The organism is Pseudomonas sp. KH_040, from assembly GCF_057839305.1.
In genome coordinates, this window is sequence record NZ_CM174487.1 from 5,006,438 (window position 1) to 5,027,500 (window position 21,063).

The following is a 21,063-nucleotide window of genomic DNA, read 5'->3' on the forward strand; positions in this document are numbered from 1 at the left end:
TGGAGTAAATATTGAAGCAAAAAAAACGGCGAAACCTGAGTACAGGCTTCGCCGTTTTTATTCGTACAACGGCTTTTGTCAGACCGCGAATGACTCGGTCATTGCCTGCCCTACGACAGGAATGGTGAAGGATTGACCGTTGTTGGTGTAGAACGTTTCGATGGTATTCCCGCCCTTGTACCAGTCCTTCAGGAACACACCGGAATCCAGGTTGCCGCTTTGCAGATCGGCAGCATTGAAGATGTAGGCGCCAAGGTCGTTCTGGACAATCCGCACATCACTGACACTCTGAATGTTCTTGAGGGTGACAGTGTCGATCCCGGATGTGCCTGTGTCCTGGATGCCTACCATGGTTTTCGAGAACACAATATAGGCGTCACCGCTCTCTCCGCCCAAGGCATCACCCGATCCGCGCAAGTTCAACGTATCAACACCTGCACCACCCTGGAGTTCATAGCCGTAACCGGTACCCGTCAAGGTATCGTTACCGTCACCACCATAGGCAATTCCTGCCGACACGGTGATGTTGTCGTTGCCAGATTCACCATAAAGAATGCTGCCGGCATCGTCATCGGCACTGCGCATGGTGTCATTGCCGTTACCACCGTAAAGCGTATCGGCCTGGACGCCGCTAATAGTCAGTGGTCCGAATGCACCGGTATCAGTGGCGGTGCCGCCATAGATAAAGTCATCCCCCTCACCACCATAGATGAGGTCGTTACCCGCCCCGCCCTCAAGCTTGTTCGAGTAGGCGTTGCCAGTCAGCATGTCATTGAATGCCGATCCCATCAGGTTATCGATGTTAATCAGCACGTCACCTTGAGCGTCGCCGCCTGCGGCAGTGCCCTCCAGCAAATTGATCTGAACGCTGCCAGTGCTGGTCAAGTACCAGGCGCCATCACCTCGACCAACACCCGTCAGCAGATCGGCGCCAGCGCCACCGACAAAATTCTCCGCCGCAGCGCCACTGCCCGTAAAGCTGTCGGCCTGTGTCGTACCCTGGAATACTTCGATCGACGTATAGATATCGCCGGCGGCCGCGCCAGTCAAAACAGGTGCGCCCAGATCCAGGGTGACACCGCCAGCTTCGTCGGCAAAGCTCACCATATCCATACCGAAACCACCGTCGAATCGGTTGATGCCCGCATCCCCGACAAACGCATCACTGAAGTCAGAACCCAAGATCGCTTCGATACTGCTGTAAACATCGCCGGCGGCAATTCCGGTGTGTATCCCGGTTTTGGTATTGAGGGTCACGCCCTTGTCGGCATCGCCATAACTGACCGTATCAAAACCCTCTCCACCGATGAGTTGGTCTGCTCCTGCGCCACCGAACAACGTGTCATTGCCAGCCCCACCCGTGATGATGTTGTCCGAGGCATTGCCACGAGCAATGAAGTTGCCGGTACCGGTGAAAGTCAGACGCTCGACTTCACTGGCCAAGGTGATGGTGTTCAATGTGGTGCGCACTTCGTCATCACCGCCGCCGGCCATTTCCACCACATTCTGGCTGGCCGAGCCGTTGATGATGTACACGTCGTTGCCGGCACCGCCGTAGAAGGTCGTGGTACCCAGCGAGGCGGTGAATACGTCGTTGTAGTTCGAGCCAATAATGGTTTCGAAATCCGAGAACGTGTCACCTTGCGCATCGCCACCCAGACCGGTGCCCACACGCGCGGCGGTCATGGTGATGTTGACGCCTTGTTCCGACTGCGCATAGCTCAGCCGGTCGTTACCGTTGTAACCATCAAGGTTGTCGGCAGCAGCGCTGGCATAGAACGTATCGTCATAATTTGAACCACGGAAACTCTCGATCCCGACAAAGGTATCGCCCGCTGCATACCCGGTATGCACACCGGTTTTCAGGTTCAGGGACACCGCCACGCTGTTGGGTACGTCTTCATAGCTGACGATATCGAAACCTGCGCCGCCAATCAGTTGGTCGGCACCTGCGCCTCCCATCAGGATGTCATTGCCGGCACCGCCGGTAATAACGTTGTCAGAGGCATTGCCACGAGCATTGAAGTTGCCGGTACCGGTGAAAGTCAGACGCTCGACTTCACTGGCCAAGGTGATGGTGTTCAGTGTGGTGCGCACTTCGTCATCACCGCCGCCGGCCATTTCCACCACATTCTGGCTGGCCGAGCCGTTGATGATGTACACGTCGTTGCCGGCACCGCCGTAGAAGGTCGTGGTACCCAGCGAGGCGGTGAATACGTCGTTGTAGTTCGAGCCAATAATGGTTTCGAAATCCGAGAACGTGTCACCTTGCGCGTCGCCGCCCAGACCGGTGCCCACACGCGCGGCGGTCATGGTGATGTTGACGCCTTGTTCCGACTGCGCATAGCTCAGCCGGTCGTTACCGTTGTAACCATCAAGGTTGTCGGCAGCAGCGCTGGCATAGAACGTATCGTCATAATTTGAACCACGGAAACTCTCGATCCCGACAAAGGTATCGCCCGCTGCATACCCGGTATGCACACCGGTTTTCAGGTTCAGGGACACCGCCACGCTGTTGGGTACGTCTTCATAGCTGACGATATCGAAACCTGCGCCGCCAATCAGTTGGTCGGCGCCTGCGCCTCCCATCAGGATGTCATTGCCGGCACCGCCGGTAATAACGTTGTCAGAGGCATTGCCACGAGCATTGAAGTTGCCGGTACCGGTGAAAGTCAGACGCTCGACTTCACTGGCCAAGGTGATGGTGTTCAGTGTGGTGCGCACTTCGTCATCACCGCCGCCGGCCATTTCCACCACATTCTGGCTGGCCGAGCCGTTGATGATGTACACGTCGTTGCCGGTACCGCCGTAGAAGGTCGTGGTACCCAGCGAGGCGGTGAATACGTCGTTGTAGTTCGAGCCAATAATGGTTTCGAAATCCGAGAACGTGTCACCTTGCGCGTCGCCGCCCAGACCGGTGCCCACACGCGCGGCGGTCATGGTGATGTTGACGCCTTGTTCCGACTGCGCATAGCTCAGCCGGTCGTTACCGTTGTAACCATCAAGGTTGTCGGCAGCAGCGCTGGCATAGAACGTATCGTCATAATTTGAACCACGGAAACTCTCGATCCCGACAAAGGTATCGCCCGCTGCATACCCGGTATGCACACCGGTTTTCAGGTTCAGGGACACCGCCACGCTGTTGGGTACGTCTTCATAGCTGACGATATCGAAACCTGCGCCGCCAATCAGTTGGTCGGCGCCTGCGCCTCCCATCAGGATGTCATTGCCGGCACCGCCGGTAATAACGTTGTCAGAGGCATTGCCACGAGCATTGAAGTTGCCGGTACCGGTGAAAGTCAGACGCTCGACTTCACTGGCCAAGGTGATGGTGTTCAGTGTGGTGCGCACTTCGTCATCACCGCCGCCGGCCATTTCCACCACGTTCTGGCTGGCCGAGCCGTTGATGATGTACACGTCGTTGCCGGCACCGCCGTAGAAGGTCGTGGTACCCAGCGAGGCGGTGAATACGTCGTTGTAGTTCGAGCCAATAATGGTTTCGAAATCCGAGAACGTGTCACCTTGCGCGTCGCCGCCCAGACCGGTGCCCACACGCGCGGCGGTCATGGTGATGTTGACGCCTTGTTCCGACTGCGCATAGCTCAGCCGGTCGTTACCGTTGTAACCATCAAGGTTGTCGGCAGCAGCGCTGGCATAGAACGTATCGTCATAATTTGAACCACGGAAACTCTCAATCCCGACAAAGGTATCGCCCGCTGCATACCCGGTATGCACACCGGTTTTCAGGTTCAGGGACACCGCCACGCTGTTGGGTACGTCTTCATAGCTGACGATATCGAAACCTGCGCCGCCAATCAGTTGGTCGGCGCCATCGCCGCCGATCAACTGATCATTACCTGCCCCACCATTCAAGACATCATTGCCCGCCAAACCGCGTATCTGATCATCGCCCGCAGTACCGAGCAGATTATCGGCACCAGAGGTCCCGTTGATTATCGCCATTACATCGTCCTTGTGTTTTTGTGTTGGAAACTACGGTTGAAAAACCAGGTAGAAGCTTCCTGACTTCCATATCGCCATCCAGTGTCATGGCCCAATGAAGCAGGTCGTGCGAAGTTTTGACGCCAAGGTCCTTTGCCAGGCAGGACTGCAACTTCCACACCATAAATTCAGACAAACGGTTAATTGGTGAATGTAAATTTAGTGACACGCATAAAAAAACCGACGCTCAAGGCGTCGGTTTTCAATGCAGCTATCAGATCACATCAAGTCATCTGAATGATGGTCTGCATGATGGTGCTCTGAGTGGAGATGGTCTTGGCGTTCGCCTGATAGTTGCTCTGGCCCTTGATCAGGTCTACCAGCTCGTTGGTCAGGTTAACGTTCGACTCTTCCAGCGAGTTGGAAACAACCGAACCCAAGGTACCGGTTTCCGGTGCGTCGTAGCCCGGGATACCCGAGGCGAACGTCTCTTTCCAGCTGGTGCCACCGATAGCCTGCAGGCCTTGTTCGTTGGTGAAGCTGGCCAGCGCAACCTGGCCGATGGCCTTGCTCTGGTTGTTGCTGAAGTTGGCAAACAAGGTACCAGTGCCGTCGATGGTCAGGTTGGTGATCTGGCCAGTGGCATAACCGTCCTGAGTCGGGATCGAACGCGCGGTGTCAGCGTTGTACTGAGTGGTCTTGGCCATCGAAATGGTAATACCGGCCGGGTTGGCAGACGCACCGTTAGGCGTGAAGGTACCGTTGACCACTGTGCCCGGCTTCCAGCCGGTCAGTTTCAAGTCGCTGCTGATGATCGGGTTCGGGTTCGGTGGCGGCAGAGTGCTCGGCGTGCTGACCTGAGTCAAATTGCCAGAGCTGTCGAAAGTCAGCGTCGAAGCAACCGGATCGACCTTGGTTGGATCGCTACCGGCTGCATCCGGGTTACGGCCATCGACCAGGGTGTACACCTTCCAGGTGTTCTCGCCAGTTTTAACCACGTACTGGTCCATAACATGCGAGTTGCCCTGCGTGTCATAGATCGGAGTGCTAAAGCTCTTCGTGTACGTCTCAAGCTTGCTTGGGTCGAACTTGACGGCGTTGGTGCCGGTATCAACGATCACCGACGCAGTCGAGTTCAAGTTGATGCTCGACGTCACCAACGAAGTCGATTTCGGCGCCAGGTTCGAGGTATCAATCTTCAGGTCGGTCAATACACCGTTGATGATCTTGCCGTTGGCGTCCACACCGTAACCCTGCAGGCGCGAGGTGTAGTCGGTGTTGGTGATGTAACCGGCGTTGTCGACCTTGAACGTACCGGCACGGGTGTAGGACACCGAGCCGTTGTTGCTCATGGTGAAGAAGCCCGAACCGTTGATGCCCATGTCCAGCACGTTACCGGTGTTGTTGATGTCACCTTGGGTAAACTGCTGGGAAACGTTGGCCAGGCGCACGCCGTTACCGATCACTTTGCTGCCGCTGCCCAGGCGAGTCGCCGAGTAGACGTCTTCGAATTCTGCACGGGACGATTTGAAACCGGCGGTCGCGACGTTGGCGATGTTGTTGCCGGTCACGTCCAGTTGTTTGTTGGCTGCATAGAGACCGCTAAGGCCGATATTGAAAGACATATTCCACTCCTTTGTGCCGGTTAGTCGGCTCTATATACCAATGGTTTGTACTTTGGACAGGGCAACGGTGCCCTTGCCGGACAGGTTGAGCATCAGCTCGCCGCCGGTCTGGCTGATCGTCACGCTGGTGACGGTGGCCGGCAGGTAGGTCGCCATATCGGTCGAGGTACCATTGATCGATGCGTTGGCCTTGACGGTATAGGTACCGGTCTTGACCAGATTGCCGTCCTTGTCCTTGCCGTCCCAGGTGAAGCTCGCGGCGCCTGCGGCGCGACTGCCCAGATCGATGGTGCGAACCACCGCGCCGCTGCTGTCGGTGATGCTCACGGTGCCGCCGGCAATCGACGACGGAACGGTGACCGAACCGGTCATGCCTTTGCTCGGATCGTCGAGCTGAACCGAGTTGGTCTGCACGATCACATTGCGACCCACCAGCGACGAAGCCTGCAACGCTTGCGAGGAGTTGTAGTTGCCGGCCAGCGAACTGACCGTGCTGTTCAGCGTGGTGATGCCTTCCAGGCTGCTGAACTGCGCCAACTGCGCAACAAAGGCGCTGTTGTCCTGCGGATCAAGCGGGTTCTGGTTTTTCAGCTGGGTGACCAGCAATTGCAGGAACGCGTCCTTGCCCAGGGCCTGGCCGCCGGTGGCGCTGTTAGTGGCCGAAGCAATGCCACCGGTGGTCGAACTGGTCTTTTTCGACGAGTTCGCCAGGATGTCATTCATGCTCAAACTGCTGGTGGTATCGGAAACACTCATGGCCGTCGCCCCTTATTACTGACCGAGGGTCAGTACTTTCTGCATCATGGTTTTGGCGGTGTTCATCATTTCGGCGTTGGTCTGGAAGGACCGGCTCGCGGAAATCATGTCAGCCATTTCTTCCACCACGTTGACGTTCGGGTAGTAGACGTAGCCTTTGGCGTCGGCTGCCGGATGATTCGGCTCGTAGCGCGCTTCGAGGTTGCTCTGGTCTTCGACCACGCCGAGCACCTGTACGCCTTGACCGGCCGCGTCCTGGCTCTGGAACAGCGAGTTGCTGCCGCTGTTCTGGCCGCCCTGGAACATGGTGGCGAACACCGGGTGACGGGCGCGATAGGTCTGATCGATGCTCGAGGAGACGGTTTCGGCGTTGGCGATGTTCGAGGCCACGGTGTTCAGACGCGTGGTCTGTGCGCTCATGCCGCTGCCGGCAATGTTGAAAACGCTGGACAGGGACATGGATTACTCTCCGCGCAGGGCTGACACCAGCCCTTTGAATTTGCTGTTGAGCAGGGTGAAGCTGGCCTGGAAGCCGACGGCGTTTTCCGCGTAGTTCGACTGTTCCAGTTGGGCGTCCACGGTGTTCTGGTCGATCGACGGTTGCATCGGCGTGCGATACATCAGCGATTCGTCGCCGTTGCCCAGGCCTTCAGCTTCGATGTGACGGCTGTTGGTCATGTTCAGGGCGATGGTGCCGTTCGCATTTTTCTGGGTCTGTGCTTCAAGCACTTTGGAGAAGTCCAGATCCCGCGCCTTGTAGTTCGGGGTATCGGCGTTGGCGATGTTGTTGGCCAGCACTTCGGCACGCTGGGCGCGGAAGCCCAATGCCTTTTCGTGAATGCCGAGCGCTTTATCGAAGCTGATGCTCATGTCGGGAACCTTCAGGTGACCGGTTTTTCGTAACTGAGCTTTAGCAAGCGCCGTGCCAAACCACAAAACCCAAATAAACCGGGGCTTTGCCGGGAGTCGGCAAAGCGGCAATGCCAGAAAAGCGGCAACCGGTTTCCGCCGGATGCCGCTTTTCTGCCGCTTCTTCCTGTTAACACCTCCCCCTGTAGGAGCTGCCGAAGGCTCGGGCCGCGATCGGACGATCTTTTGATCTTGTTCTTAAAAAACAAAATCAAAAGATCGCAGCCTTCGGCAGCTCCTACGTGAAGCATGCGGCAAAAAAAAGGAGCCCTTGAGGGCTCCCTTTTTTCCGCATGCTTCACTTCGCCTGGTAAATGATCCCCGGGCTGCACTGCACCATCTGGTAATGGTCCGGCAAACCGTTCAGCGCTTCGGAAGCGCCAAGGAACAGATAACCGCCCGGCTTCAACGTGCTGTGAATGCGCAACAAAATGTCTTTCTTCACTTCGGCAGAGAAGTAGATCAACACGTTGCGGCAGAACACGATGTCGAACTTGCCCAGCGCGGCATAGCTGTCGAGCAGGTTGAACGAGCGGAACTCCACGCGGTTCTTGATCGGCGCCTTGATTACCCAGCGCCCCGGCCCTTTCGGGTCGAAGTAACGCTGCAGACGTTCCGGCGACAAACCGCGACCGATCGCCAGGCTGTCGTACTCGCCAGTCTTGCAGTTGGTCAGCATAAGGCCGGACAAATCAGTGGCAACGATCTGCACACCCATCTTCAACTGACCGAGGTTGGTCCGCTCGAACTCGTCGATGGACATCGACAGCGAGTATGGTTCCTGGCCCGACGAGCAGGCTGCCGACCAGATCCGCAGACGCTGGTTGGGGCTGGCCTTGATCGCTTCAGGCAGCACCTTGTTCTTCAAGACTTCAAACGGATAGGTGTCACGAAACCACAGAGTTTCGTTGGTCGTCATGGCATCGACCACTTGCTCGCGCAAACCGCTGCGCGGCTGGGTCTGGATGCGCTGAACCAGCTCACCCAGGGATTTGATGCCTTGCTGCTCCATCAGTTTGTTGAGACGGCTCGAGACCAGGTACTGCTTGTTTTCACCGAGCAGAATGCCACAGGCTTTTTCCAGGAAGACCCGGAACTGTTCGAAATCCAAATTACCCGTAGACAATGATGCCGCCTCTTAAATCGTGTTGACCGCCAGGGACAAAACGCCCCTAGCTGATATCTGCTGCTTTGATCCGGTCGACTACCCGGGATGCCAGGTCATCAGGGCGGAACTTGGCCAGGAAGTCATCGGCACCGACTTTCTTGACCATCGCCTGATTGAATACCCCGGACAACGAAGTATGCAGGATGATATGAAGCTTTTGCATGCGTGCGTCGCCGCGGATTTCCGCCGTCAGGGTGTACCCGTCCATCTCCGGCATCTCGATGTCGGAAATCATCATCAGGAACTCTTCTTCCGGCTTCTTGCCCTCATCGACCAGCTTGCGCAGGTAATCCAGCGCCTGTTTGCCGTCGTTCAGCGCCACCACTTCGACACCGATGGTCTGCAGACAACGCGTGACCTGCTTGCGCGCCACCGACGAGTCATCGACCGTCAAGACACGCAACGACAGTGCCTTGGTCTGGGTCTCGACATCGACCACGCCCACCGAAATCGCTTCCGGTGTCGGCGCAACTTCCGCCAGCACTTTCTCGACGTCGATGATTTCGACTAACTGATTGTCCACCCGAGTCACAGCGGTCAGGTAATGATCGCGACCCGTGCCCTTGGGTGGTGGATGAATCTCTTCCCAGTTCATGTTAACGATGCGCTCCACCGAGCGGACCAGGAAACCCTGGGTCTTGGTGTTGTACTCCGTGATGATCACGAACGGGTTGTTCTTGTCTTTCAACGCTCCGGAACCGGTAGCCATTGCCAGATCAAGGATCGGAATGGTCGCCCCCCGGATATTTGCCACCCCGCACACGACAGGACTGGACTTGGGCATCAACGTCAGCGACGGGCACTGCAACACTTCCCGCACCTTGAACACGTTGATTCCATAGAGCTGCTGACCGTCGAGACGGAACAACAACAGCTCCAGGCGATTCTGCCCTACCAGTTGCGTGCGCTGGTTCACCGAATCCATTACACCAGCCATGCCCAGACTCCTACACCAACGCCAAGTGTTGTTGCGACGCACATTCATTGCTAAACGGCACGGCGCTTGCTTTTTAACTCGTATGAACGCTCAAACGACATTTTTCCGACGCCTGACATCACCCCTTCGCAAAGGGCTTGGTGCCGCGTGCGCCATTTGCTGCTTTTTCGCTGGCAGCCCTGCCATTGCTGATGCGGTTACCTTGCCTGACATGCTTATCGGCGTCACTCAGGGCTTTCTTGAATTCACCGTAGAAGACTATCTGGCTACCAGTCAAACGGAAGGCCGCTATGAAATCGAAGTAAACCAGCTCGACCCGCGTATGCGCATGCCTATGTGCGACAAGGAATTGACAGCGACTCTGGAGAGCCCGGCACGTCCTTTGGGCCGGGTTACCGTGAAGGTCCGCTGTGAGGGCACCTCGCCCTGGACCGTGTTCGTGCCCGCTCAAGTCCGCCTGTTTCGCGAGATTGTGACAACTACCCGACCGCTGAAACGCGCAGGGATTATCGAGCCACAGGACGTGACCCTGCGAGAGCGCGACGTGAGCACGATCAACCAAGGCTTTCTGACCTCGGTAGACGAAGCGATCGGGCAGAAATTGACCCGACCAACGGTAGCCGATCAGGTCATTACCCTGGTTCATCTGGAACAGGCCGAAGTCATTCGCAAGGGCGATCAAGTGGTCATCACTGCGCGCAGCGGCACGCTCGCCGTGCGCATGCCCGGTGAAGCGCTGGCCAATGGCGGTTTGAAAGAACAGATCCGGGTGAAAAACCTCAACTCGCAACGGGTCATCAAGGCGCAAGTCACCGCGCCGGGCCAAGTGGAAGTGGCGATGTAGAAAACTGGCGCTAGCCCCGGCTGTTCCCTAAACTGTGCCGCAGCAGGACACGCGCCGGCGCATGCAAGGCTCATTGTAAATGTGCCTAAAGTTTTCCAGGGGATGGCCGAAAACATGGCAAGCGTCCAAATTCCCAGAGGTTTTTATCATGGTCATCGATTTCAGCCGTTTGAACAGCTCCTCGTCACTTACGGGCAGTACACGTACCAGCAACGCCAAGGAAACCGCCGAAACCGGCACCTCCGCGCCGCTGAATACCCAGGCCGAAACGGCCAGTACCGCAAAAAGCGGGGAATCGGTACACCTCAGTAATGAGGCTCAACAGTTGCAGAAGGTCACTGACAAGCTGCGCGATCAACCTGCTGTCGACAAAGCCCGTGTGGCCGAGTTGAAAGCCGCGATTGCCGATGGCAGCTATAAAGTCGACAGCAACCGTGTAGCCAGCAAACTGCTCAACTTCGAAGCCCAGCGCTAGGCCTTTGCCGGCGCGAGGCTTTTGGACGCTTAACACCCAAGGCCAGCCATGCACGACACTAATTTATTGCAACTGATCAACGACGACTTTGCTCCAGCTCAACAATTGCTGGAGTTGCTGCAAACCGAATCTCTCGCGTTGCACGGTCGCGACATGCCCCTGCTGGAAGAAATTCTGGCGCACAAACAGGCATTGATCATTCTGCTTGAACAGCATGGCCGCAAACGCAGCGAAATCCTCGCCAGCCTCAACCTGCCGACTGATCGTACAGGCCTTGTGCAACTGGCCAGCCAGTCGAGCATTGGCGAGCAGCTGTTGACGCAAGGCGATGCATTGACCGATCTGATCGCTCAATGCCAGGCCGCCAACGTCAAGAATGGCCAGTCCATTCAGATCCAGCAGGCCGCCACGGCCAATCAGCTGAAGATCCTCACCGGCGGTGAAGCGCCAGCGCTTTATAACGCCAGTGGCACCTTTGCCAAACCCGCCATACCGCGTCCGCTCAGCCAGGCATGAGCCGTTGATGCGCCAGCTCTATCAACCCGCGGAACATGCTGGCAAAATGCTGGCTAGTCGTCATATTTTGTCTGGAGATTGATTAACCGTGTCCAACGCCCTCAGCGCGGATGATGCTCCGCAGCCCCCTAAGGTGCTCACCACGCCACTGGAAATCTCCAGCAACCTGCGCCAGCTGCAAGAAAGCCACGATCCGCTGATCATTACCTTTCATGAGCGCAGCCAGCGCTTCCAGAGCTATCTGATCAAAGTCGACCGCGACAGCGCTTCGATCGCGCTGGACGAGATGATCCCACGTGACGGCGAACGCTTCCTGCTGGCCGGCGAGCCGTTCAAGGTCGAAGGCTTTCATGACGGTGTGCGCATTGCCTGGGAATGCACCGGCACGCTGAATATCGAGGAATCCGACGGTGATCGCTTCTACACCGGCGAGCTACCGACCGAAGTGGTTTACCACCAGCGCCGCAATGCTTTCCGCGCCGCACTGAAACTGACTGATCTGGTCAGCGTTGAACTGGGCGGTGAAAAGCTCAAGGCGCCGATCAACGGCAAACTGCTGGATATCTCCGCGACCGGCTGCAAGCTGCGTTTCGAAGGCGATATCACTGATCGCCTGCAACTGGGCCAGGTCTATGACCGCCTGATCGCCCCGCCGCTGTTCGGCAACCAGCCGACCTCCGTTGAACTGCGTTATCTGCACTTCGAAGAAAAACTCAACATCACCTTCGCCGGCCTGCGTTTCCACAACATCAGTGGTCAGGCCGCGCGCAACGTTGAGCGTTTTGTGTATCAGCTGCAACGTGAGGCACGCCGTTTCGACAAAGACGATCTCTGATTCGTCCGGCCAATAAAAAGGGCAGCCCAGGGCTGCCCTTTTTTATGCGCCATGCGTTTTGTTCAGTTCAAGGTCTGCCGCCACTGAGATCCGGAGCAGGCTTGTCACTGCCACTATCAGGCTCCGCTTCTGCTGCAAGCTCTGGCTGCGCATCGGGTTCAGGCTCTGGCTCTGGCTCAGGCGTTGTCGGCGCCTGCAAAGGGTCCTGCACCATCTGCTCCTGCACCACCTGCTCGTCTACTCGAGGGTCGAGGGCCGCCACCAGTGGCGAGCTGGACATACTGTCGGGCATGGCCACGTGATGCAGTGGCGCGTCGTCGACCTGATGCAGATTGGTCACGGCTTTCGGCCGGATCCGCCACACCAGCACCAGCGCGAAGAAGCTGAAGAACGCATAAAGGCTCTGACTGCCGAACAGTTTCATCAGCACGCCCGCCAGCAACGGTCCGATGCTCGCACCAACACCGTAAGTCACCAACAGCATCGCCGTCAGCGACACCCGCCGATCACCTTCCACATGGTCATTGGAGAACGCCACCGCCAGCGGATACAGGCAGAACTGCACCAGTGAGCACAGGAAGCCAACCCCGAACAGCACCTCCAGCGGCACCTGCGGCAGTACCGCCAACGGCAGCGCCGCCACCGCCAGGAACCCGGCAAAGCAGCGAATCAGCAGCGCCCGGTCATAACGGTCGGACAACCAGCCCAACGGCCACTGCACCAACAAACCGGCAAAGATGCAGCTACCCATGAACAGACCGACCTGCTCGGTCGACAGCCCTTGTTGCGAGGCATACAGCGGCGCCAGACCATAGAACGAACCGATGATCAAACCGGCACCGAGCACCGTACTCAGCGACTGCGGCACGCGCTTGATAAAGAAGCGCGGTTCCATCGGTGCCGGATGCAGGGGCGCCGGGTGAATCCGCCGAGTCAACGTCACCGGTACCAGACACAGCGCAAAGCACAGCGCGACCAGCATCAGCAGTTCCAGGCCCAAGCCCGGATGCATGACCAGAATCAGTTGACCGAGCACCAGGCCCAGGTACGAAGCGATCATGTAACCGCTGAACACCAGACCTCGCTGATTGGCATCCGCCTGCTCGTTGAGCCAGCTCTCGATCACCATGTACTGGCACATCATGCCCAGACCGACGATGGTCCGCAGCACCAGCCACGCCGGCAGCCAATCGACCAGCCCATGGCCCAGCACCGCCGCCCCGACAATCCCGGCACACGCAGAATAAGCGCGGATATGCCCGACCCGGGCAATCAGTCGGTGACCGATCTTGCCACCCAGCACCAGACCGAAATAGTTGGCCGCCATCAGCGCACCGACCCACAGTCCATCGACATTGTCAGCGGCCAGACGCAAGGCCAGATAAGTGGATAGAAGGCCCGAGCCGATCAACATCATCAGCGAGGCGAAATACAACGCTCGAAAGGATTTCCAGATTTGGCGCATCGGCGTTCCGAGCGGCTCCTTGCAATAAAGACCGGACTATCAAAACGATAGCCCGGTGGCGACAGTACGTCAGGCCTGGGCTGCTAGAACACGCCGTTCCCAGGGAGTGATTTCATCAAAGAAGCTGGTCAACTCCATGGTCTTCGAAGCGATGTAGCCTTCGATGAACTCCTGTCCGAACAGTTCCCTCGCCAATGGGCTACGTTTCAGACGTTCGAGTGCGGCATGCAAAGTACACGGCAGCGAGAGATTATCCGGCACCTCGAACTCGCCCTGAATGGCTTCGCTCGGTTCCAGCTCGTGCTCGATCCCATGCAGCCCGGCGGCCAGACTGGCGGCGATCGCCAGGTACGGATTGGCATCGGCGCCCGGCAAGCGGTTTTCGACCCGACGAGCGACCGGCGAACTTGCCGGAATCCGCAGCCCCGCCGCCCGATTGTCGTGGGACCAGCAGGCGTTGTTCGGCGATGCATAGGGATGGCAAAGGCGCTGATAGGAATTCACATTGGGTGCAAACAGTGCGGTGAAATCGGCCATGCCCGCCTGTTGACCGCCGATGAAGTGGCGGAACATCGCGGTCGGTTCACCGTGCGCATCACTGAAGACATTCTTGCCGCTGGCGATCTCGACGATGCTCTGATGAATGTGCATCGAACTGCCCGGCGTGTGGGCCAGCGGTTTGGCCATGCAGACCACGGTCAGGCCATGCTTGAGCGCAACTTCCTTGAGCAGGTGCTTGAACAGGAAGGTCTGGTCGGCGAGTAACAGCGGATCGCCGTGCAGCAGATTGATCTCGAACTGGCTGACGCCCATCTCGTGCATGAAGGTATCGCGCGGCAGACCGAGGGCGGCCATGCATTTATAGACTTCGTTGAAGAATGGCCGCAGACCGTTATTGGAGCTGATGCTGAACGCGGACTGGCCATCCTCGCGGCGACCGTCGAGACCGACAGGAGGCCGAAATGGTTGGGTCGGATCGGTGTTCGGCGCGAAGACAAAGAATTCCAGCTCGGTCGCCACCACCGGCGCCAGGCCGCGCTCGGCGTAACGGGCAATGACTTTTTTCAACTGGCCACGGGTCGACAGATTGGAGCTTTCGCCGGTCAGTTCATCGGCGTCGCAAATAGCCAGGGCTCGCGGGTCGTCGCTCCATGGCAAACGATGGATCTGGGTCGGCTCGGCGACCAGCGCCAAGTCTCCGTCATCGCTGCCATAAAAACGCGCTGCCGGGTAACCGCCCATGATGCATTGCAGCAGCACTCCCCGCGCCAGTTGCAAACGCCGCCCTTCGAGGAAACCCTCGGCGGTCATCACTTTACCCCGTGGTACGCCGTTCAAATCCGGCGTGACACATTCAATCTCATCAATGCCCGTCAATCGCTGCGCGAGTGAACGCTGGCCATCGGTTGTCATGACGCAATCCTTGTTATTGTGCGAGCCGCGAACGGCGACCCGTACAAAATAGGCTTCGGCTGTTCGGAATATCAAGCAGCGTCAAACAAAAACCTGAGTCACGGCAGATAAAGGCTAAACACCCCGCCACCAAGCGGTCCGCCATTGCCGATTTCGGTGCGCCCTTCAACACCGTTGCGCTGATGCAGCGCCGCGATGCGATTGGCGAAATACAACCCGAGGCCGGTGCTGCCGCTGCTGTGGTTGATGCCTTGCACATAATCGGCCTGACGCTCAAGCATTTCGACCGGGTAACCGTCGCCGTCGTCGTTGATGCTCAGCACCAGTTGCCCGGCCTCGTCGCTGACGGTAATCAGCAGGGATTCGCGGGCATAACGAATCGCATTGTTGATGCAGTTACCCAGCACCGAGGCAACCAGTTCGCGGTCGAAGAAACCCAACGGGCTTAGCGGGTCGACTTCATAGGTGGCGATAATGCCGCGACTGGCAAACACCTCTTGATGCGCCGCCAGTTGTGCCTCGATGAAGTCGTCCAGTTCGTGATACGCCGGTTGCAGCGGCAGCTGGTTGACGCCGAGCTTATACAGCCCGAGCAACTGCACCAGCATGCCATTGAGGTGGGCGAACTCGAAGTCGATCACACCCTGCTCCGAGCCTTGGCGCTGCGCCTCAGGCAGCCGCGCCAGCCATTGGCTATGGGCCTGCATGAGCATGGCCAGCGAGTTCTTCATGTCGTGGACGGTGGAGGCGATCACCGTGGAAAAATCCAGAGCCTGCTCGTCTTGGTTCATTCGCCAAACGCCTTGCTTTTCAGCTTCTGATAACGCGCAAAACGCGCGTCGGTGTCGGGCATCAGGCCGACCATTTTCAGGCAGGCCCGACATTCTTCCAGCTCCGCCGACGGCACACTGGTGTCGGTGCCGTGGAGCAGCGACTGGGCCATGTTCAGGGCGATACTGATGTTCTTCGGTTGCATCTTCAGCGCCTTGCGGAAGACCTCGCGGGCCTCCACCAGATTACCGGTCTTGTACACTCGCACGCCCTGACGATTGAGATCGGCAGCGGCGTTGCTGGAGCTGAGAATAGTCGGGTCATCGGTCAGCTTGGCGATGTCTTTCATTACCGCCGGGTCGTCACCGTAGATCTCCGCACAGCTTTTGAGCATCGAGGTGCCCGCCTCCGCCTGACCGAGCATCTGCAATTGCTTGGCGACCAGCAGCGCCGCTTCCGGACTCATGAACTGCTCCATGCCGTCGAGACGCATCAGCGCTTGCTCGGTGAGTTTGTCGGCGGTTTCGGCATCGTTGAGGAGCAGGCTGGTGGCCTTCATCAGACGCGCTCGAATCTGCAGGCCGGGGTCGGTCGGATTCTCCTTGGCCACAGCACTGAGCGTGGTGTTGATCTCCAGCCGCGTGCGTGTGTCGAGACCGCGCTCACTGCCCTTGCTGATCAGCGCGTGAGCCAGCCCGAGGTTGCTTTCCGGGTCCTTGAAGCGCGACTGCGCACCTTGCGACACCGCCTGGCGATAAGCACGCGAGGCGGTGTCGAAATCTTCGTTGGCCATCGCCAGTTTGCCCAGCAATGCCTGCCGGCGTACCGCCAATGGCGAAAGACGAATGGCCTCTTCGAGCACCTGCTGCGCGCCTTTGGTATCGCCCTCCGATACCAGCACATCGGCCATACCGTCATACAGCGACGGCATCATCGGGAACACCTTGAGCGCTTTCTCATAAACGCCTTTAGCCTGTGCGACCTGACCTCGCTTGAACAGCAACTTGCCCAATCCGGCAAATGCCCACGGCAATGGGCGGTCAGCAATGATGCTGTCGTAGAGGCGCTCCAGCGCTTCGTTCTGGTTCAGGTCGCGCAGCGCATCAGCGCGGTAGCGCAGGCACAGTGGCGAATAACGGATGTCCTGCTTACACAAGGCGATACAAGCGTTTAGCACCTCGACCGGTTTGCCACGGTCGAGGGCCTGCAGAATCGGTTTGAGCAACGTCTTGCGCTGCTCCAGACGCTCCAGGCGCTGGGCGAGGCCGGAACGGTTGAACGGTTTGGTCAGGTACGCATCCGGCTCGTGCTCCAGGGCACTGAGTACCATCGCCTGGCTGGTTTCGGCGGTGACCATGACGAACACTGCTTCATGGCTGATGAGCTTTTCCAGCATCAGATCTTCGAGTACCTGCTGACCGTTCTTCTTGCCGTCGCCAAGGTGGAAATCCTGCAGAATGAAATCGTAGGACTTCTGCGCGCACATCTTCAGCGCCTGTTCACCGGTGTCGGCGGTATCGACGTCCTTGACCCCGAGCTCACGCAACATCGAACGAACGGAACTGCGGAAATCCGAGAAATCATCGACGATCAGAAAACTCTTTTGGTGATACGACAGCATCGAAGATTTCCAGGCAATTGAAGTGAGGGCAATTTCAGGCGCGCAGATGATAGCTGGCGGCCAAATGCTATCAAGTGATTTCGCGCGACTTTGAAGTCACCGAATGGGTTATCGGCCAGAAGTGCGGTTCCCTGAAGCGGATGCTTCAAGATTCCTCACCCAGCCTTTACCCTGCGCACTAGGACACCCTCCCACTACAAGGCTTAGATCGTGTACATCAAAGGACGCTACATCGCTTCCGCCTGCGCTCTGCTGTTTGTTCAGCAGGCAATGGCGGCTGGAATGGATTGCACAAAAGCGGCGAATGCCGTCGAAAACACTGTTTGCGCGAACAATCAGTTGTATGAACTGGATGCGCAGATGGGTGTGGTTTATCGGGATTTATTCAAAGCCTCTGCTCCCGCACAAGCTGAACTCAAGCGCACTCAAAGGCTGTGGTTAAAAGCCCGCAATGAATGCGCCGAAGACGTTTCGTGCCTGAGCCAGCACTATCAAGAGCGCCTGCAAGCGTTACGCGCGCAGTGGCAGGCAGCGGTTGCCTATCAACCGGATGACCTCGATGAACAGGCGCTGGACGATCTGCAAAAACGCATTCAAGCCGCCAGTAAAGATGATCCCGAATTTGCGCTGGACCGGGCACTCGCCGCGCTCGCCGTCAAAACGACTGCCGTCGGTTTTCACGGCGATGCCAATGAAGATGACTCTTCGATAACGTACTTTCCGACAGCGCAGCCCAAAGGCGTTACTGCCAATGAATGGCGAGCGTTGACCGCTTCGCGGATCACTGACGCTGCCGAAACCGGCCTGACCTCTTACACCTTGCAGGATCTGAATGGCGACGGGCAGCGTGATCTAATTGTGAATACCTACGCCGGGGGCACCGGTCTGTTCACCTATGTGGAAACCTGGCGTCGCGACGGAGAACGGTTCGTCAAACGTTCTGTTGAGCCTGAAAGTTCGCTGTTCTACACCAATGATCGCGGAGCCAATCAGTCAGTGGACTGGATAAGCCTGCGTGGCAAAACTTACGCGGCTTATCGAAACAGCGAGTACGGCGCTGATCGGATCTACTTGCTCAACCCGCTGAAAATCAACGTCCAGGTGCCTACGATGACGATCCGTTATCGCTACGACCTCGAAGTGCCCGTTCTTCAACACAAAGATGACGGCAACAGCACGTTTGAACTCGAACCCGATCTGCACCGAGCGCTCAATCTGGCAGTGGCGAAAGTAAATGAAACCGCCGCTATCCCTTCAAAAGAACCGCTCTGCCCTATTCCGGCTACCGGCGCCGGTGAAAACGATTACTACAGCTTTGGCCCGGCGCATTACAGCATTGAAAAAGTCGCCGACCTGCCGGTCTTCATTGGCAATGATTGTTACATCGGTGCTTTGATCGACTGGTTCGGCAGTTACAGCGAAAAGAATGGTTTGTTCGCGCAACTGGCATTGCGTAAACCGGAAAGCGATGACGGCAGCCGCACATACGAAGTCTACGGTCGCCGACACATAACCGAAGTCAGTACCTCAATGGGTAAAATTGAGCTGAACGAAGGTTAACCGCGCACCCCGTCTAATGTTCACAATCAATGATGTAGTCGCGGCTCGCCGTGGCAATTCGTCCGCTGACGGTAATGCAAAAAGCCCCGTCGCAATTTCCATTGCGACGGGGCTTTGAATTTTAACTTCATAGTCTGCCCGAACTTTTATCCCGGATAAACTTTTCTACAGGCAAAACAAAACCCCAACTGCTTTCGCAATTGGGGTTTCGGAATTTAATCTTGACGATGACCTACTCTCACATGGGGAAACCCCACACTACCATCGGCGATGCATCGTTTCACTGCTGAGTTCGGGATGGGATCAGGTGGTTCCAACGCTCTATGGTCGTCAAGAAATTCGGGTACTGAGTCGTGGCCTTGTGGCCTCGCTTCAGCAAATTGGGTATGTGACAGCTGGTGTTTTGTGAGTCTTTCGAACTTTCGGTTCGTTTCGTCTTCACACACCGCAATCTGGTCTCTTCGACGCAAATTGCTTGGGTGTTATATGGTCAAGCCTCACGGGCAATTAGTATTGGTTAGCTCAACGCCTCACAGCGCTTACACACCCAACCTATCAACGTCGTAGTCTTCGACGGCCCTTCAGGGAACTCAAGGTTCCAGTGAGATCTCATCTTGAGGCAAGTTTCCCGCTTAGATGCTTTCAGCGGTTATCTTTCCCGAACATAGCTACCCGGCAATGCCACTGGCGTGACAACCGGAACACCAGAGGTTCGTCCACTCCGGTCCTCTCGTACTAGGAGCAGCCCCTCTCAAATCTCAAACGTCCACGGCAGATAGGGACCGAACTGTCTCACGACGTTCTAAACCCAGCTCGCGTACCACTTTAAATGGCGAACAGCCATACCCTTGGGACCGGCTTCAGCCCCAGGATGTGATGAGCCGACATCGAGGTGCCAAACACCGCCGTCGATATGAACTCTTGGGCGGTATCAGCCTGTTATCCCCGGAGTACCTTTTATCCGTTGAGCGATGGCCCTTCCATACAGAACCACCGGATCACTAAGACCTACTTTCGTACCTGCTCGACGTGTCTGTCTCGCAGTCAAGCGCGCTTTTGCCTTTATACTCTACGACCGATTTCCGACCGGTCTGAGCGCACCTTCGTACTCCTCCGTTACTCTTTAGGAGGAGACCGCCCCAGTCAAACTACCCACCATACACTGTCCTCGATCCGGATAACGGACCTGAGTTAGAACCTCAAAGTTGCCAGGGTGGTATTTCAAGGATGGCTCCACGCGAACTGGCGTCCACGCTTCAAAGCCTCCCACCTATCCTACACAAGCAAATTCAAAGTCCAGTGCAAAGCTATAGTAAAGGTTCACGGGGTCTTTCCGTCTAGCCGCGGATACACTGCATCTTCACAGCGATTTCAATTTCACTGAGTCTCGGGTGGAGACAGCGCCGCCATCGTTACGCCATTCGTGCAGGTCGGAACTTACCCGACAAGGAATTTCGCTACCTTAGGACCGTTATAGTTACGGCCGCCGTTTACCGGGGCTTCGATCAAGAGCTTCGCGTTAGCTAACCCCATCAATTAACCTTCCGGCACCGGGCAGGCGTCACACCCTATACGTCCACTTTCGTGTTTGCAGAGTGCTGTGTTTTTAATAAACAGTCGCAGCGGCCTGGTATCTTCGACCGGCATGAGCTTACGGAGCAAGTCCTTCACCCTCACCGGCGCACCTTCTCCCGAAGTTACGGTGCCATTTTGCCTAGTTCCTTCACCCGAGTTCTCTCAAGCGCCTTGGTATTCTCTACCCAACCACCTGTGTCGGTTTGGGGTACGGTTCCTGGTTACCTGAAGCTTAGAAGCTTTTCTTGGAAGCATGGCATCAACCACTTCGTGTTCTAAAAGAACACTCGTCATCAGCTCTCGGCCTTAAGATCCCGGATTTACCTAAGATCTCAGCCTACCACCTTAAACTTGGACAACCAACGCCAAGCTGGCCTAGCCTTCTCCGTCCCTCCATCGCAATAACCAGAAGTACAGGAATATTAACCTGTTTTCCATCGACTACGCTTTTCAGCCTCGCCTTAGGGACCGACTAACCCTGCGTCGATTAACGTTGCGCAGGAAACCTTGGTCTTTCGGCGTGGGTGTTTTTCACACCCATTGTCGTTACTCATGTCAGCATTCGCACTTCTGATACCTCCAGCAAGCTTCTCAACTCACCTTCACAGGCTTACAGAACGCTCCTCTACCGCATCACCCGAAGGTGATACC

The 21,063-nt window shown here is 57.0% G+C and carries 16 protein-coding genes and 2 rRNA genes (1 of these 18 running past the window's edge); 5 read left to right on the forward strand and 13 right to left on the reverse strand.

The window, feature by feature from the left end:
• Nucleotides 1–78: 78 nt before the first annotated feature.
• From AC3IUF_RS22285 to AC3IUF_RS22315, 7 genes are all read right to left on the reverse strand, one after another.
• Nucleotides 79–3,963, reverse strand: coding sequence for a beta strand repeat-containing protein (locus AC3IUF_RS22285; protein WP_489279325.1), 3,885 nt, complete (start codon nucleotides 3,961–3,963; stop codon nucleotides 79–81).
• 263 nt (nucleotides 3,964–4,226) lie between these two features.
• Nucleotides 4,227–5,567 carry a flagellar hook protein FlgE gene (flgE, locus tag AC3IUF_RS22290; RefSeq protein ID WP_123376396.1) on the reverse strand — a complete coding sequence of 447 codons (1,341 nt, stop codon included), beginning with the start codon at nucleotides 5,565–5,567 and terminating at the stop codon, nucleotides 4,227–4,229.
• Between the two features lie 30 nt (nucleotides 5,568–5,597).
• Entirely contained in the window at nucleotides 5,598–6,323 is a 726-nt protein-coding gene (gene flgD / locus AC3IUF_RS22295) for a flagellar hook assembly protein FlgD (RefSeq protein WP_007917578.1), read from the reverse strand.
• A gap of 15 nt (nucleotides 6,324–6,338) precedes the next feature.
• A complete protein-coding gene (gene flgC / locus AC3IUF_RS22300; RefSeq protein WP_003227217.1) occupies nucleotides 6,339–6,782 on the reverse strand; it encodes a flagellar basal body rod protein FlgC in 444 nt (147 codons plus the stop codon).
• 3 nt (nucleotides 6,783–6,785) lie between these two features.
• Nucleotides 6,786–7,193, reverse strand: coding sequence for a flagellar basal body rod protein FlgB (gene flgB, locus AC3IUF_RS22305; protein WP_007917581.1), 408 nt, complete (start codon nucleotides 7,191–7,193; stop codon nucleotides 6,786–6,788).
• 337 nt (nucleotides 7,194–7,530) lie between these two features.
• On the reverse strand, nucleotides 7,531–8,358 hold the full coding sequence (cheR, locus tag AC3IUF_RS22310; protein ID WP_016983976.1) for a protein-glutamate O-methyltransferase CheR: 828 nt from the start codon (nucleotides 8,356–8,358) through the stop codon (nucleotides 7,531–7,533).
• Between the two features lie 46 nt (nucleotides 8,359–8,404).
• A complete protein-coding gene (locus tag AC3IUF_RS22315) occupies nucleotides 8,405–9,337 on the reverse strand; it encodes a chemotaxis protein CheV (RefSeq protein WP_007917585.1) in 933 nt (310 codons plus the stop codon).
• An 82-nt stretch (nucleotides 9,338–9,419) separates the two neighbouring features.
• Between AC3IUF_RS22315 and flgA the strand changes: the two genes are divergently transcribed.
• The 4 genes from flgA (at nucleotide 9,420) to AC3IUF_RS22335 (ending at nucleotide 12,007) form a co-directional block, all read left to right on the forward strand.
• On the forward strand, nucleotides 9,420–10,181 hold the full coding sequence (gene flgA / locus AC3IUF_RS22320) for a flagellar basal body P-ring formation chaperone FlgA (protein WP_489281694.1): 762 nt from the start codon (nucleotides 9,420–9,422) through the stop codon (nucleotides 10,179–10,181).
• A 148-nt stretch (nucleotides 10,182–10,329) separates the two neighbouring features.
• Complete coding sequence (flgM, locus tag AC3IUF_RS22325; RefSeq protein WP_123376398.1) at nucleotides 10,330–10,656, forward strand: flagellar biosynthesis anti-sigma factor FlgM; 327 nt, start codon at nucleotides 10,330–10,332, stop codon at nucleotides 10,654–10,656.
• Nucleotides 10,657–10,704: 48 nt separating this feature from the next.
• On the forward strand, nucleotides 10,705–11,172 hold the full coding sequence (locus tag AC3IUF_RS22330) for a flagella synthesis protein FlgN (protein WP_007917598.1): 468 nt from the start codon (nucleotides 10,705–10,707) through the stop codon (nucleotides 11,170–11,172).
• An 88-nt stretch (nucleotides 11,173–11,260) separates the two neighbouring features.
• Nucleotides 11,261–12,007 carry a flagellar brake protein gene (locus AC3IUF_RS22335; protein ID WP_007917600.1) on the forward strand — a complete coding sequence of 249 codons (747 nt, stop codon included), beginning with the start codon at nucleotides 11,261–11,263 and terminating at the stop codon, nucleotides 12,005–12,007.
• A gap of 67 nt (nucleotides 12,008–12,074) precedes the next feature.
• Here the strand turns inward: AC3IUF_RS22335 and AC3IUF_RS22340 are convergent, their stop codons facing one another.
• The 4 genes from AC3IUF_RS22340 to AC3IUF_RS22355 form a co-directional block, all read right to left on the reverse strand.
• A complete protein-coding gene (locus AC3IUF_RS22340; protein ID WP_489279329.1) occupies nucleotides 12,075–13,472 on the reverse strand; it encodes an MFS transporter in 1,398 nt (465 codons plus the stop codon).
• Between the two features lie 69 nt (nucleotides 13,473–13,541).
• Nucleotides 13,542–14,783, reverse strand: a complete 1,242-nt coding sequence (locus AC3IUF_RS22345; RefSeq protein WP_489281696.1) for a glutamine synthetase family protein — start codon at nucleotides 14,781–14,783, stop codon at nucleotides 13,542–13,544.
• Nucleotides 14,784–14,983: 200 nt separating this feature from the next.
• Nucleotides 14,984–15,676, reverse strand: coding sequence for a sensor histidine kinase (locus tag AC3IUF_RS22350; protein ID WP_489279330.1), 693 nt, complete (start codon nucleotides 15,674–15,676; stop codon nucleotides 14,984–14,986).
• On the reverse strand, nucleotides 15,673–17,277 hold the full coding sequence (locus AC3IUF_RS22355) for a tetratricopeptide repeat-containing response regulator (protein WP_007917605.1): 1,605 nt from the start codon (nucleotides 17,275–17,277) through the stop codon (nucleotides 15,673–15,675). The genes AC3IUF_RS22350 and AC3IUF_RS22355 overlap by 4 nt, the downstream gene beginning before the upstream one ends.
• 282 nt (nucleotides 17,278–17,559) lie before the next feature.
• On the opposite strand from AC3IUF_RS22355, the gene AC3IUF_RS22360 reads away from it, so the two are divergent.
• Nucleotides 17,560–18,837 carry a lysozyme inhibitor LprI family protein gene (locus AC3IUF_RS22360; RefSeq protein WP_489279331.1) on the forward strand — a complete coding sequence of 426 codons (1,278 nt, stop codon included), beginning with the start codon at nucleotides 17,560–17,562 and terminating at the stop codon, nucleotides 18,835–18,837.
• A 219-nt stretch (nucleotides 18,838–19,056) separates the two neighbouring features.
• Here the strand turns inward: AC3IUF_RS22360 and rrf are convergent.
• Both rrf and AC3IUF_RS22370 read right to left on the reverse strand, forming a co-directional pair.
• Nucleotides 19,057–19,172 (reverse strand): 5S ribosomal RNA (gene rrf / locus AC3IUF_RS22365).
• A 151-nt stretch (nucleotides 19,173–19,323) separates the two neighbouring features.
• Nucleotides 19,324–21,063, reverse strand: a 23S ribosomal RNA gene (locus tag AC3IUF_RS22370); it runs 1,154 nt beyond the window's last position.